The organism is Alteromonas sp. CNT1-28 (assembly GCF_022348345.1).
Lineage (GTDB): Bacteria > Pseudomonadota > Gammaproteobacteria > Enterobacterales > Alteromonadaceae > Alteromonas > Alteromonas macleodii.
Genome location: NZ_JAKREZ010000015.1, coordinates 71,996 through 88,825 on the forward strand (window position 1 = coordinate 71,996; position 16,830 = coordinate 88,825).

The following is a 16,830-nucleotide window of genomic DNA, read 5'->3' on the forward strand; positions in this document are numbered from 1 at the left end:
AAGGAGGCTTATCGCCCCCCTCTATTGGTTTTGCTCGTATATTACTTGTTGAAAATTTACATTTCTCTAGAAGAGATAATTAACACCTATTGATATGAGGTCAGTAGAGTTATCTTCTATGTCATAGCGTTCATATTCAATCATTGCAACCCAATCATGGTGAATACGCCAGTTAGCGCCAATGCCATAGAACAAATCCGTGCCTTCATCATCAACGTCTTGAAGTAGGGCTGTATCCTCAAAAACATCTAACGAATCGTAGTTACCTTGCCAAAAATATAAGCCCACATGCGCATGTAAAAACCAGTCCTCATGACGTAAAAACTGATAGGCTACACTTAATGTATAGCCATCTACTGATGTTGGGCGAATACGCGATGTCTCGCTGAAAAAGCGAGATGGCTCGTTGGTCGTGGTTGAAAATGCTGCCGATACATCACCTAAATCGGTATAACCGACTTGAATAAAGCTGTTTTCGGTAATATTGGTACCTACTACCGCTTTCCACGCACTGCGGGTGTCATCAATATCTATGTCGAAGACATCAAAGCCTAGCTCTGCGGCTTCTTGTTGTACATCCCTTTCCTTGAAATCTCCTGATGCGCTCCCCCAACTCCCGCTTATGAAAAACTGTTTAGCCGTGCACTTTTCATATCCTTTAGAAAGTTTTGAGGCATCCTCTTCAGATAAGCATTGAGTTTTGCTAGCTAAAAAAGGGGAAGCATCCCTTTCTTTATTAGATTGCTGAGCCATGGCTGGAAATGAAAACATTGCTCCCATTGCAACAGCGCTAACAATCCCATACCTAAAAGTTCTATTCATCTTAGCTACGCTCACGCTTTTACTCCCTTTCTTTGCGCCGCTAATAAGCGGCGCAGTGTCATAACAAATACCAGTAACATCAGCAGCATAGCGTTCATGCTACCACCGCCTCCGCCAGAGTTTTCAATTCTAACGGTCACGGGTTGAACAGTAATGGTTAGTCTACCCTCGCTCGTTCCGCCCTGTGTATCTTCAATAATATAGGTGACTACAGCATTGCCCGTAAATGCAGCAGGCGGCGTAAAGGTCAATGTATCGTCAGGGTTAACAGATACGCTACCGATTGATGCCTGGGCACTTACAACACGAATACTATCGCCATCTTCGTCGAAGTCGTTGGCAAGCACGTTAACGGTTACAGATTGGTCAACGTCTATCGTTACAGTATCGTCTACAGCCTGTGGAGGATTGTTACCAATAATGGTTACCGTAATTACACCCAGGTCTGAACCTCCGTTTCCATCACTGATACCATAATTAACAATCACTTCGCCAATAAAGCCAAGTGGAGGCGTGTATTCGATGGTATCCCCCGCTATCACAGCTGTGCCGAACGTGGTTGTAGCAGAGGTAATACGCAAGTCATCGCCATCAGGGTCTGCATCGTTACTTAAGGCTTCAATAGTTACAGACTCATCAACAATGATAGTTACTGCATCGTCATTTGCCACGGGTTGTGTATTGCCATTAAACATGACACTTACACCACCTGGGTCAACAATCGTACCGTTCACCAAACCGTCGTCATCATCAACGCCACCATCTAGAATTTCGAGCTGCACACACCAGTGCCCTTCGGTTAGCCCTTCGGTCCAATAGTCGCCGCCCGGCGGAGGACAGTAGCCCGGCTCACCTTGAACTGACCATAAACGGTTGTTTGCGTTTTCCGTAAACGTTACCCAACCGTTTTCAGGCGTAAACTTACGATAGACCGCATTCGCAGGAATTGGCTTAAGCTGCGGCATAACAATGTTCAGCGTTTGTCCGGCCTCAGGTAGACCATAGGCGATGAAATCGAAAATGCCGCCAATGTTTGTCGCTTCTGGGTCAGGGACAATGTCATCATCGCCCGCAATATCACCATCTATGATTTTCGCGCCACCGAGCTCGCTACTTACAGAGAAGTTACCTAAGCGCAAGCAAACACCTGGGTCGCCTTCTACCATGTAGCCGTCAACAAACGCCACTTCTTGCGGAAGCACATTACATTCAGGCGTTGGATCTAGGTAATCTAAAATACCGTCTCTATCGCTATCGGCAAGACCATCCACAACATCCGGTACACCGTCACCATCACTATCAAGTTCAGTAGGCGATGGTAGTGCATCCACTACTTGAATATACAAAGTATCCGAGTCTGTGAAGGCTGTGTCATCTGCGTCGGTGACCGTTGCACGGATTCGGTACACACCAATCTCTAGACCACTTGGGTCAAACGTAAAGGTGTCATCAACGCTATCGGTATCTGCAAGATCTGCATCCAGTGATGTCCACACAAACTCGTACTCGTTGGTTGGGTCTGGGTGGTCAACTCGAGAGGTTACCAACACGTCAGAGCCTGTAGGAATAACCCGAATTCTTGACTCGCCGTCCTGCTCGGTAAACAGGTCAACATCTGGGTTCACGTTATCTTCACGGATAGTTATTTCGTGAATGTATTTGTTACCTATGTTCAACACATCTGAAAGCTCGATAATAATGGTTTCAGTCCCTTCAATATCCGCATCAGGGAAAACATTGAAGCTCACCGTTTTATCACTACCCGACTCCATCACAATGATGCCATCGACTAAGTCATGATCGCCGCTGTCTGCCGTACCGCTTACCGTAAATGGAATTTCTAGCGGATAAACCGGTGACGTGCCGTTTAAGTGAATACCAAATTCTACTTCGTGGCCTTCCAGTACAACTTGATCTTTAGTGATGGAAACAAGAGGACGTACGCGTACGGCCTGACTTGCCACAGAGGTTAAGCCGTCTTCGTCAGTCGCTTGCCAGTAAGCCGTATTATTACCCGGCTCATAGAAGATTAGCCCATCAACCAATGACACAGGCAATGGATTACCAAATTTATCGACCGCCGAGGCTACGCCAAGGTCAATTTTGGTAAATAGCGCATTGGCATCTACGAACACGTCTTCTGGCACTTCAATAACCGGGCGATCGGCCAAGTCATCTGGCATTACATCTACCAGTACCGATGCCTGAGCTACCTCGCCTTGAGGGTCGGTGATGGTGTAGTCGATAACGATTTCACCTACGAAGCCTTCAAGTGGTGTATAGGTAAGCGAATCGTCTGACCAAGAAACATCACCTAACTCAACGCGCGCACCAATAATACGAAGCGTATCCCCGTCTGCATCAGAATCGTTGGCTAGTACATCAATTTCTGCAGGATTGTAGTTCCCCAAGCTGATTGCATCATCGCGGGCAACCGGCGCGTCGTTCACTGGATTTACGTTGATGGTCACCGTGCCTACATTAGAAGTTTCTTCACCGTCATTTGCTGTAAAGGTAAATGTAGTTGTGCCGCTAAAGTCCGCGTCCGGCGCGTACAACACATTAGGTAAACGACCAACAAGCTCACCGTCCGGTGATGTTACCAGCTGGTAGGTTAGCGCATCGCCGTCTGCGTCACTACCCTGAAGCTGAATGGGCAGAGTCGCATCTTCTTCCATCGTAAAGGTTAGGTTCAACACAACAGGGGCATCGTTAGTGTCGATTACCGTTACCGTGTAGGTCGCACACGCTTGCGCGCCCGACTGGTCAGCAACACACACTGTAATGGTGGCAGTGCCATGGAAACCGTCTGCAGGCGTAAATGTCACCACACCATTAACGATTTCTACGGTGCCGTTTGTGGCTTCGGCACTAGCAATAGTGAGCGTATCACCATCAATATCGTTTGCATTGGATAATACGTTGATACTTAGCGGCGTATCTTGATTAGTAGATACTTCTCCACCTTCAAGAGTCGGAGCATCATTTACATTTTCAACCGTCACCGTAATTTGCGCAGTCGCTTCACCGCCATTCCCATCTGATATGGTGTAGGTGATGATCGCCGTTCCAACAAAGTTAGGTAACGGTGTGTAGACAATGTTGCCATCGCTATTAACGGTTACCGTGCCCGAGTTAGCCGTTGCATCTGTGATGATTAACGTATCGCCGTCAATGTCAGCGTCATTGGCAAGTGCATTAACAATAACACTGCTGTCTTCACTTACATTAGCTTGGTCGTTATTTGCTACTGGTGCGTCGTTAATAGCAACGATAACTACGGTAACCGTTGCGGTATCAGTACCACTAAAGCCATCGCTAATAGTATAGGTAAATGTTGCCTCACCATTTACATTGGCAACAGGTGTGTAGGTAACGGTAGTGCCGTTATTGACCACCACACTTCCGTTGTCAGTACTTGCCATGGTTACTGTTAGTACATCGCCGTCGACGTCGCTATCGTTTGTTAGTACGGTTACTGTAACACTGCCATCTTCGGTAACACTTGCCGTGTCATCAACGGCAACAGGGGAATCGTTCACTGCAGTGACAGTTAGGGTTACCTGCGCTGTATCAGTTCCACCATGACCATCTGAAATGGTGTATTCAATAGTGACCACGCCGTTGTAGTTGGCAGGCGCTTGATAGCTTAACTCACCGCTTGGCAACAATATCACCGTGCCAGTAGACGCTGTTACTTCGGTAATGGATAACGTATCGCCGTCTTCATCAGTATCGTTAGACAGCACATCTAAGGTTACCGATTCGTCTTCTTGTGACGTAAAGCTGTCATCATTCGCAACAGGGATATTGTTTTCGGCAACAGTTAGCACCAAGGTACCTGTTACCGTGCCGCCCATACCGTCTGATACGGTGTAGGTAACCGTTACTGTGCCTACGAAACCTTCAGGTGGCGTGTATGACACTAATCCATCAATAATAGTCGCCGTTCCAAAATCAGCCGATACTGAGGTAAGCGTAAGTGCATCGCCATCTGCATCTGTGTCATTAGCCAGTACGTCGACCTCTACCGCTTCGTTGAGCTTAATAGCCAGCTGATCGTCTTGAACGTCAGGAAGAGTATTGCCATTAACAAATGTGCCTACTCCACCAACAAAGCTAACCGCTCCATTAGTTGTACCGTCAGCATCAAAACTTCCGCCATCGGTTAGCGTCAGCTTCACACACCAGCTACCTGCAATTAGACCTTCTTGCCAAGCGCCACTATTAACAGTAGGACAGAAACCTGGCGTACCTGGTGCTGAGTAAATCACGGCGTCGCCGTCTGCAATGACATCGAACCAACCTAGCTCAGCAGTCCAGCTACGCATAAATGCGTCTTCTGGGACGGCATTGCGCTGCGGAATAACCACATCGAACTGTGCTTGATTAGACTGATTATTCACCACGTCGAAGTTAAACAACCCACCAACATTGTTAGTTTCCGTATCTGTCGGAATGCGACTGGTTACTACGCTGTCATCAGCAAGTAGCAATACGCCAGCATTTGAAGTGCCACGGGTGTACTCACCCGCACTTACACATGCACCAGCGTTTGATTCAACAAGATATTGCGCGCTTTCACCTGCAATTTCTGGCGCAACCGAACAAAGCGCAATGCTATCTAAGTAGTTAGGCACACCGTCTAAGTCGGCATCACCTGTGCCTTCAATGTTGTCTGGTAGGCCATCACCGTCGGTGTCTGCACCAGTAAGTTCAGGTAAAGTTTCTACTACCTCAATATAAATTGTGCGTGAACTTACAAGCGCGGGGTTTTCACTGTCTGCCACAAGTAGCGTAACCGCATAAACACCTGGCGCTACTGAAGTAGGGTCGAAAGTAAATACACCGTCATCATTTGAAACATTAGTGAGTTCTGGTGCTGAATTACTCCAGTCGTAGATAAAATCAGCGGCAGGATTGGTATGACTGATAGCCGCAAGTACATCAACTAAACCATCATTTTGGCCAACAGTTAACGTTGTAGTGTTATCTTGCTCAACTGACAGCGCTACAACTGGTGCCACAGGTGCTTCTGCAATAGTGGTGGTTTGCGACGCTTTTTCTCCGACATTTACGTTTTCATTTAGCGTTACGATTACCGTTTCGCCGTCATCAATAATCGTGTCAGGGATAATATTGAATTTAACGGTTGCCTGTGTGCCACTCTCAATAGTGACAGTGCCAGAGATAAGGTCGTGATCGCTAGTATCTGCAGTACCTGAAACCGTGTAGCTCACTGTTACTGGGTAACTAGGTGCATTACCGCTTAGCAGTACATCAAAGCTTGCTGCGCCACCTTCGGTGACAACCACATCATCACTTAGTGACACCTGAGGGTTAACGCGGATAGTCTGACTAACCGTTGTCGTATTGCCTTCATCATCAGTTGCCTGCCAGTAAACGGTATGTAGCCCTGGCGCAAAGCGAGTTTGACCGTTCAATAAGGTTACAGGGATTGCATTACCACTTGCGTCAACAGCTGTTGCATTACCTAATACAACCTCCGTTAGATAGCCTATGGCATCAAGTTCAATATCCGCTGGTGCTTCGACAACTGGGAAGGTTTGAGCAGTTTGCTCAGAGGCACTAACAGTAACGATGACACTTGCTTGCGATGTGGCGCCACTTGCATCGGTAATAGTATACGTAATTTGAACATCGCCTTGTGTTCCAAGCGCAGGCGTATAGACAAGCACCCCACTTTCAACTTCGACACTGCCGCTATCCGCTGTTGCGCCAAGTATCGATAATGCATCGCCTTCTACGTCAAGGTCGTTGCTTAGTACGTCAATTTCAACAGCTGTGTCGTCTAATGTAGAAGCCGTATCCGCAACCGCCACAGGCGCATCGTTCACGGCCACCACATTCACTGTGATATTGGCGGTGTTCGAATCTTCTTGACCGTCGTTCGCTTTATAGCTGAACAGTACCGTACCGTTGTAATTTTCTGGGGTAACGTACAGCAAAGAAGGAGCAGAACCTAACACTTCACCTGTTGGCAACGTTACTAATTCAAACGTTAAAACGTCTTCGTCTGCATCAGTGCCAGCAAGCGTTACCGGTAGACTGTCATCTTCGTAAATAGTGAATTCAAGATCTTCGACTACAGGAGCATCGTTTACGTTTGTTATCGTCACCTCTACCGTTGAACTTGCGCTGCCGCCCGCACCATCTTCGATGGTGTAAGTAATAGTGGCGCTGCCGTTGAAGTCAGCTTCTGGCGTGTAGTTCACCTGGTTACCTACAACCTGCACGCTGCCGGTTGTAACAGAGGCGCTCGCCACACTTAAGGTGTCGCCGTCAACGTCGGTATCGTTAGCAAGTACATTAATGCTAACCGACTCGTCTTCATTGACACTTGCGGTATCTGGATTAGCGATTGGGTTGTCGTTAACCGCTGCAATAGCTACAGACACCGACGCATTGTCACTGCCGCCGTTACCGTCTGTTACCGTATAAGCTACTGTGGCACTACCGTTGTAATCTGCCGCTGGGGTAAACACCACATTGCCGTCACCATTAACTATTGCACTTCCATTGGTTGCCGATACATTTGAAACGCTTAATGCATCGTTATCAATGTCGGTATCGTTAGCCAATACATTAATAACTACCGCTGTGTCTTCGTTAGTGCTGGCCGTGTCGTCGCTTGCCACTGGTGCATCGTTGACGTTAGTAACATTAATCGTCACCGTACCTGATGCCGTACCACCTGCACCGTCACTTACTGTATAAGTTACGGTTGTTGCGCCATTAAAGTCGGCCGTAGGTGTAAAGGTAATATTGTTTCCGCTAAAGGTTACTGAACCATTTGGCGATGCTGCATTGGTGATCGACAACGCATCGCCATCTACGTCAGTATCGTTAGTCAAAACATCAATAATTACGCTGCTGTCTTCGTTCACCGTCCCTGAATCAGGGTTAGCTATTGGCGCGTCATTTACTGCATTAACCGTTACCGATACAGAAGCTGAATCGGTTCCGCCATTTCCATCAGAAACCGTGTAATTAAGTGTAACAGGGCCATTGAAATCGGCCGGTGGCGTATAAAGAACATCGCCATTTGAATTTACGGAGGCCGCACCAGCGCTTGCCGACACCGCAGTAACACTTAGGGCATCGCCATCTACGTCACTGTCGTTAGCTAACACATCAATAATTACGTCATTATCTTCGTTAGTATTCGCACTGTCGTTTGTGGCAACCGGTGCATCGTTATCTGCTTGCACGTCTACCGTTAGATTCGCGCTATCACTGTTCCCATTTCCATCAGAAATGGTATAGGTCACAAGTGCTGGACCGTTAAAGTCTTGTGCAGGCGTGAAGGTGATGTTGCTTCCCGCAAACGAAACCGCACCGTTGCTAGAATTAACCGCCGTGATAGACAATGTATCGCCATCCACATCGGAATCATTTGCCAATACATTTACTACCACTTGTGTGTCTTCAGTGGTAGTGGCTGAGTCGGCCTGCGCTACAGGTGCATCTTGAACATTGTTAACCGTAAATGTTGCCGTGGCAGTGTCGCTACCACCTGCGCTATCGGTAAGGGTGTATTGCACGGTCTCGGTGCCGAAGAAATCAGCCGCTGGCGTATAAATCAAGTTCGCGCCATCTGTAGTTACCGTACCGCCGTTACTTGGCGTAGCAACAGAGGTAATGCTAATGCTTTGGCCATTATCTGTATCACTATCGTTACTACGGGCCGCTAACGTATTGCTGGTTGTATCTTCATCTACCGTGAAGCTATCGTCATTCGCAGCGGGTACACGGTTGAGCAAGGTTACCGTCACGTCGTTAGCATTTAATGACTGAGGCTGAGCTGCCCCATCAACGTAGCTAAGCGCAGAAGAAATGGTTAAATCCTGGGTAGCCGCACTAGGCACTAGCGCGCTGGTGTCTAGTTCAACGCTAAACACATAGGTTTCAGTGTCACCATCATTATCGCTATTTACAATACTGCCTAAATCAAGCGTTAGCGTATTGTTAGACACACTAATATTGCCGTTCACATTAACTGCTGTGCCGCTAGCAGTGCTGTTAATACTTGCTGGGTTGACGCCTGAAGAAAGGCCAGTATTAAAGGTACGAGCAAGTTCCCCCGCCCCTGCGAGCAATGAAACATTAGCAGGTAACGTAACGCTTAAGCTTAAATCGTCTGTTGTCCCCTTAGGTACAGTAACAGTTTGTGTAAGGGTTAGTGTTTCGCCCTGCACAAAATTGTTACCAGATGTGCCACCATCACTGGTATCGGTAAGGGCAAAGGTTGGCGCAGATACGGTTTGCGCTTGTGATGTAACCGGAATAAGCAGCGCATTCTCACCATCAGTAGCGTTACTGTCGTTGTCACTTAACTGGTTGGCACCTAGATTATCACCACTAAAAAGAGCTTGCGTTGAGAATACGGTGTTGTCAGCCGCATTTGCATCTAGCGTTAGCACCACAGACGCGGTTACCGTTTCACTTGGCGCAACTCCGCCCACGTTTACGTCAAACGGCGTTTCGCTTACTACAACGCCTTGGCTGGTAACAGCTGTATTAGCTACTACGCTCAAGCCCGCATTGACCGGCTGAGTAAACGACACGTTTTCTGCAGTCGCTGAACCTTGATTGGTTGCCACGGTGTAAACGCGTACGCTGTCACCAGGGTCAACAACCCCATCACCGTCTACATCGTCAACAAGTTCAAAGTACTGAATAATTTCTAGTTCAGGCGTGCCTGCGCCCGTTGATGCACTGAAGGTAAGTGGCTGGAAGCCATCACTATCTGCACGGTTATTGTCGGCATAGACAGTATCAGTTTCATCGCTGGTAGCTTCACCTTGTAGCGAGAAGCTCTCGTTTGCGGCATTGCCGTTGAAATCAACCAGCGGTGAGTCGATGGTAACTTCAAGAGAAACCGTTTCGCTGGCGCCAGCTGCTAGCGTGATAAAATCTGCGCTCAATGAGCTACCAATTACACTAACCGTATGCCCACCGCTTACCGTCGCCGAATTAGCAACGTAAGTAAGACCTGTGGGAATAGCGTCGCTTAGGGCAATGTTTGATAGCGCTTGGCTACCCGTATTTTCAAGTAAATACGTAATGGTTAGCGTATCGTTAGGGCTAATGACATCATTGGTGTCAGCATCGGTTGATAAACTTACTAGCTGAGTAATATCTAAATCTGCTGTGTTTGCAGGTGTGCCCACTCTGAAAGTGTTTGCCTGGTCGCCGTTTACATCGTTACCATCAGCATCAGTTGGCTCTGCTACTGTGTCAGATGAATCTACGCTACCTTGTAGCGAGACTAACGTGTTGTTAGCCACATTGGCATCAACAAGCAACTCGAATGTAATGGTTTCAGATTCACCAAAAGCCATATCGCCAACATTTACCGTAATGCCAGCACTATCATCAAGGGTGCCTTTCGTGGTTGTCGCGGACCCTGCTACATAGTTTGTATTCGCAGGAATCCCATGAGTAAATACAACGTCAGTGGCTGTGGCACTATCGCTTTCATTAGTTAGCGTTGAAGTGACTAATACGGTATCACCAGCATCAATGAAACCATTACCATTGACATCATCAGATAGCACAACTGATTGGGTTGCACCGATGAATGCGGCGATATCACCTGTTACGTTAATTGAATCGGCAAAGCTGTAGTCTCGCTCGTCAGCAGTGTCGCCGCTCATTGAGCTATATGCACCATTGGTCAACCCAATAGATAGCGCGTTACCCACATCAGCATCACTATCGACGGTGAACTGAAGGGTTACTTGTTTGCTGCCATCTACCAACGTAATACCGCCCATATCTACAACAAGTAGCGTAGGCGACGTGTCATCAATCGTACCTTGCCCCATGAAGCTATTTGCCACATAAGTTAGACCGCTAGGAACTGAAACGTTAAACGTGGTCTCAAACGCGTCGGCAAAACTAGAGTTGTGGCCTACGTTAATAGTTAGGGTAAAGGTATCCTCCAACGATACCGAGGTTTTATCGAGCGTCATTGTTGAGTCTAAATTTGGCTCAACGATATCGATCTCGAGAGTAGATGGACCTGCGCTTTCGCCGCCACCTGATGCATTCACACTATTAGTAAGTGTTGTACCCTGCGCGTTGCCTACTTCGTTTTCTACAACACCGGTAAACGTAACCGTTATGTAATCATTTGCGCTATTGCCATCTGCGGTGTTGCTCACAGTTCCAAAGTCAACCGTGACATCATTGCCAGACACCGAAGCGGTTGCAGCGCCGTCATAGCTAATTTGCGCTGGGCTGTTAATACTAATACTGTCAAAGCGAATGTCCGCTGGCAGCGTATTTACAATAGAAACACCGTCAATTGTGCCTTCCACTAAATCGATACGCGCATCAATAGAAACCGACTCACCCACTGCGAAATCATTATCGCTATGTGTAGCATTAAGTGCAGATTGAATAGCCAGTGTGTTATCTACCGTTACATTACTGCTAGCTGTTTCACGGTAGTTATTTAACGTAGCGTTATTGTCGTCATCTCCACCATCGGCGCTGCTACGTCCGCTGCCGTCTAGCTGACTGTTATAGGTTGCTTCAACTGCATTAGTTAGCGTTTCACCAGCGCTTGCTTCGTTGGCCATTACAACGCTGTATTCGACGGTAACGCTTGCAAGTGCTGGTAGGTCGAATGCTGCAACCGACAGCGTATCGCCAGTGTTGGTCGTAGTAGTCTCACTAACATCACTTGCGGTCAGTGCTGTGTTCGTGCCTGTTAATACAGCTTCATCACTTGGGTTGGTCAGGGTTATTGCAGAGAAGGTAACACCAGAACCGCTGCCGTCTGGCCCTCCAAGTAATTCTGCAGGCATCACATCTTCAAAGGTAACGGCGTACGCGGTTGCTGTATTCCCCGTGTTGGTTACCACTGTGCGATACGTTACCGTATCACCGCTATCACTTGATGTCGCACCTGCAATGATGGTTTGCGTAATAGATAAATTCGGCTCGATAACATCCACGTCAACGTTCGCAGAAGGTGCTGGCGAGCTCACGTCTTGGTAGCTAAGTGAACCGGTACTAGTTAGCGTTATTCCACCTTGGTTACTTAAGATATTGGCAACTTCAACAGGTACTGCAATAGTGACTTGTTGAGACGTTGAAGCGCTGTTGGTGATGGTACCAAAATCCAACACGACCGGATCGGTCCCTTCACCAGGGGTGGTATTAGGTGTATTTGTGCTGGTGAAATCTGACACCGGTGTTGTAATGGTAATGGCGTCGCCGGTATACGTTAAGCCTGAAGGAAGATCTAACGTATAAACAAAGTTGTCTGTTGTACCCGTTGGTATAGAGAAACTTGCCGTTAAATCAACCACAGTTCCAATTGCAGCATCTGATGCAGTAGTCGTTAACGTAAGCGTGGGCGCATTGGCGGTAACTGATGCCATGGCCGAGTCCGCGATATCGTTGACGTTTTGGCCGGAGTCGTTGTTGGCACCGCTACCTGTACGTTCGCCGTTGTCTGAACCGGCAACACCTGGGGTAGCATCCCCTGTACCTGATACACCAGGCAAAGACGTTGCCGAGGTTGAAACGGTATTAGTTACGGTTTCTTCAAACGCGATATCAAAATTGACCTGAGCGGTATACACAACGGTAACGCTTTCACCCGCTGCTAGGTAATCAATGTCGCTAACTGCGCAGCTATCAGACTCAACCGTTAGCTCGTTACCACTGATGTTTGCACAGGCTGATACATCAATGCCTGCCCCTCGTGAATGTATTGCGCTAACCAGTGCCACACTGTTAAAACGCGCTGGCACGTTGTCGTTGATGTACCAGTCATGCGCACGCGATACGGCAGTTCCCGACGTATTTGTTAACGTAACGGTGAATGTTACTTCGCTGCCACCATCTACAGTTGATGGCGAAGCTGTTTTTGTAGCCGTTAGGTTTGGCTCTGCAATACGAATATTCTGCGTCGCACTGTTGCTCTGGTTAGCACTGCTTTCATTTAAATAGTTTACTTCACCTGTTACCGTTTTATTGTTTGTACGGTTATTGTTACTGGTGTTTAAGGTAAGCACATCAAGTGTAACGGTGATACTTTCATCACCTGCATCGTTGTCATTATTTGTTATGTCACCCAAGTCGAAGATAACAGACTGACCACTGACAACCGGGGTAATAGTTGTATCTGACGCAGTAATTGACACACCATTTGACGTCGTAAAGCCCGTATCAAATGTTCCGCGAATTAAGGCAGTGCCCGCTTGATAGGCCATTCCAGCAGGCAGAATAACTTCGATAATGTCCTGATTAGCAGTTTCTAGCGTCTGTCCCTCTGGTACGACAGTTGTAAACGCGTAGGTAAGCACTTCCCCTATAGCCGATTCACGAGTACCTGAATCACTCGTAAAAGTTTCTGAAGAAGCTATCAACGTAATATTGTCAGCTGAAATTGCTCTTGTGGCCGTGGTACCTGTGCTACTGGACTGAGAGTCACGCTCAACGGCTTGATCGCCTGTTTGGCTATCACCTGTAGCTTGCGCGGTAATATCAAAAGAGGAACCAGTCTGTGCACCTGCTTTTACTTCAGCAGTATAAGTGAACTGCACGCTATCACCAGCGGCAAGCTCCGTACCTGAATAGGTTACTCTGTCTGGTGAAGTTTGAAGTGCATACGTAAAACCAGTTGGGGTTGTTCCTGCGTTTACATTTGTGAAAATATCAGTATTAACATTGCTGACCACTTCAACATCATAAGCGGTAGCTGTACCTGTATTTTCAACATCTATAGTTACGGTTACCGTATCGCCTGCTTCTACGCCAGAGCTTGGCGCCACGCTTGTTGTTGCGCTTAATACATGCTCTGAAAACTGATTAGTTGACGTAGCTGACGCATTGTTGGTGGTATTGTTGGTTCCCGCATTTACCTGTAACTGCTTGCTTTGCGTTGACGTTGTAGCGGCATTTTGTGTGACGTCTTGCACCAAGGCTTCAAGCGTAATTGAAAATGTATTATCGCTTGGATCGTTATCATTATTAGTGGTTGTACTGCCGTTAAACACAGCTCTAACCGTTTGCCCACTAGCGACAGTGCCAGACGATGTCACGGTTGGGCTGGCACTTACGGTTCCGTCAAAACCTGTTGAATTTACCGTTAACGTATTGCTGTATTCAAAGCCAGCAGGGAGCGTCATATCTACCGTTAAGTCATTCGTTGTGCCCTCTGGCAAAGTCACGTCTACCCGATACTGTACGGTATCACCTACCACAACATTCCCCGTGGGGCTTACTATTGTTGAAGCAATAGCAATATCTGAAACGGTGACAAATGCGTCATCTGACTGCGGATCAAAGGTCGCAGCCTGCCCCTGTGCAGAAGCCCAATCAATCGTCGCTTCAGACGTGATGACATCGTTAGGCTCTGCAGTTTGTGCAATATCTTGAGTGAAAGTAAGCACGTAAACTTCACCTGCGGCGAGGTTCTGTATGCTGTAAGTACCATCTGCTAGTGAGCCGCTGCCCAAGGCTACACCATTCCCATCGACTGTTGCAGATACAAGGCTCTGCGAAGCCACGCCAGAAACGATAGGAACACTGGCGGTGGTGTCAAATGATGTAGCACCACCTTCGTTAGTTACTGTTAAGGTGTACTGAATCGTATCTCCGGCATCTACATTTCCTGCAGAAGTAGCAAGTGAAACGGTCAATTCTGGAGCACGAACAAGAATTTTAGCTGACTTAAGATCGGCAGTGATTGCATCAGGCGTATTGGTCGAAGTACCTTGGAATAAGTTCGCCAATTCCAACCCATCAGCATAGGGCTTATCGGTTACCTCAACGGTAAAATCAACTTCTAGTACTTCAGCTTGGGTTGTTGAGATACTGCCCCAGTCTAACGTTACGCTGTTTTCAGCAGATGATACCGTGATTGTAGGTGTGAGGGTTGTTACCGTATTTTCAGCGGTATAAGAAAAGCTGGTGTTGCTCGCAATATTTGAATTTGTATCGACAGTCGTTTCTGGGATTAAGAAAACGGGCAAAGGAAGAAAATCTACAAATACAATGTCGTTAGTATCGCCAGAAGGAATATCCATGCGCAAACGATAGGTAACGCTTTCACCCGGTGCGTACTGTAATAGTTGTGTGGTTGTATCGCCGTTACCGTCAACAAGAAATTTAGAAGTACGAATACCCTCAATAGAGACCGAAGCACTTGAGCCTTCCAAGCAGCTCGACGCACCACTTGCTACGTTATATTGTGCACTTTGAGAAAACGACAGTGAATCGTTAGCAACGACAGGGGCATTACTATCAACCCCTGTGTAACCACCAACGTAATTTTGCTGAATATCTACGGTGTAAGAAACCGTCAAAACGCTTCCCCCCGGAAGCGTGCCTGTTGCGTTAGTAACGTTGTAAGTGATGGCCTCATTTTGACTGGCATCAGTACTTGAAGCAGGCCTCGTTATGTTAAACGTACTTCCACCATAGTTAACCGTGATATCAGATGAAAAATCGACGCCATCGGCGATGGTGTCGTTAAGAATTAAAGAGTCTACCGATACGTAATCAGAAATTTGGATTGAGTTAGTAACGGTAAGTGTGTTGCCGGGACTTGACTCTCCTGTATTTACACCTTGCTGTATTGCAACATGCTTTGCCGTAACCGTGTCACTGCTAGAAACCTGGGTAAGCCCATTGCCGTTAAAACTCGCATTAAAGTCTAGCGGATGCACAATACTTGACGCACTGCACTGCTGCGCATTCAGGACATTAATAAAATGCATGGGGTAGCTCACGCGCACATCATTTGCACTGCTTGTTCCCGTAGCAGAAGCACACGAAACATCTAAAATGCCACCAGTACTGGATGTAGAAGGTTCACTATCTATAGCGCACCCAGTTCCACCAGTTATCGTAGCTTGAGCGCTATACTGAACACCATTGTCTAAAACATCTGTGAACTGTAAGTTGTCTATCGTAGGACCATTTGCAACATCTACCGTATGTGTAACGGTTGCTGAAAAACTTGGGCCCGCAGCAAGCTCGTTTTCCGCAGCAGAGCTTTGCGTAGTTACTTGGTAGAGGGCTGCCTCAACCGACGCACTTTGCGTTGTTCCTACTATTGGGCCGTTATCACCTGTTGCTGTGTCACCAAATTCATAAACAGGCGTTACCTCGATAGCAAACGCTTCCGCTGGCGTTGCATTGCTGTCTATAGTGAAACAAACATTGGTAGTTAGATCAGGGCCATTGGTTACAACCGAGCCCACTGGGATATCTACCGTTGAAAAACTGAACCCTTCGGTGCCCGCAACGGTTTGCGCAATGATAGGATCTTCGAGTTCATTGTTGTTCGCAACGGTGTCAAACGTGCCTACATTAACCGTAGCGCTGTTACTTCCTATAAACGTCGCACCGTTAAATGTTAAGTCAGCATCATGAATAACGCGAAGATAAGGGCCATACCCTGTTGTACCTGAGTTTGTTAACGGTATGTCGTAACAAAATGACTCCCCTATAAACGCGCTTTGCGGCGGTAAGTTTGTGATGACAGGGGTTGCTGCTTGTGCGCTTTGCAATGCGCCTAAGAGCAATGAAGTACCGATGATGGCTTTGGACAATGTGCGGATCATGTCTTTCCTTTCATTCGTGTTTTTCGTTTTAAAACAGTTGGCTATCGGGTTCAGTTGTAATCACTTCATGCTTGTTTTCATCGAACTCAACGTAAAAAACTATTGAATGTTATTAATGATGAAAAACTGAAACTAAGTACAAGATTAAATTTCCCGCTAAATAGAAAGCCGCGACTCTTAATAAAAAAAATATTTCTCCATTTTTTTATGGAGTTATTGAGCAACTGGGACCTTAGCGGTTTGGCGTAGGTAAAGACAGTAGACATAAGGATAAGAAAACTTAGATAGGGGTTAGTCCCAGGGCGAGATCGCGAACATTATTTGATCAAATTTAACTGTTAGTTGACGACCTGGTCTGGCTATGATCATATGCTCTCTTTTTGGGAGCACCACA

Annotated in this window: 2 protein-coding genes; both read right to left on the bottom strand. The window is 47.0% G+C overall.

Going from position 1 to position 16,830, the window contains the following annotated elements; genetic code table 11:
• Positions 1-66: 66 nt before the first annotated feature.
• Entirely contained in the window at positions 67-837 is a 771-nt protein-coding gene (locus tag MHN02_RS11125) for an outer membrane beta-barrel protein (protein ID WP_171337405.1), read from the bottom strand.
• Positions 834-16,436 carry a tandem-95 repeat protein gene (locus tag MHN02_RS11130; protein ID WP_239246104.1) on the bottom strand — a complete coding sequence of 5,201 codons (15,603 nt, stop codon included), beginning with the start codon at positions 16,434-16,436 and terminating at the stop codon, positions 834-836. The genes MHN02_RS11125 and MHN02_RS11130 overlap by 4 nt, the downstream gene beginning before the upstream one ends.
• Positions 16,437-16,830: the final 394 nt, after the last annotated feature.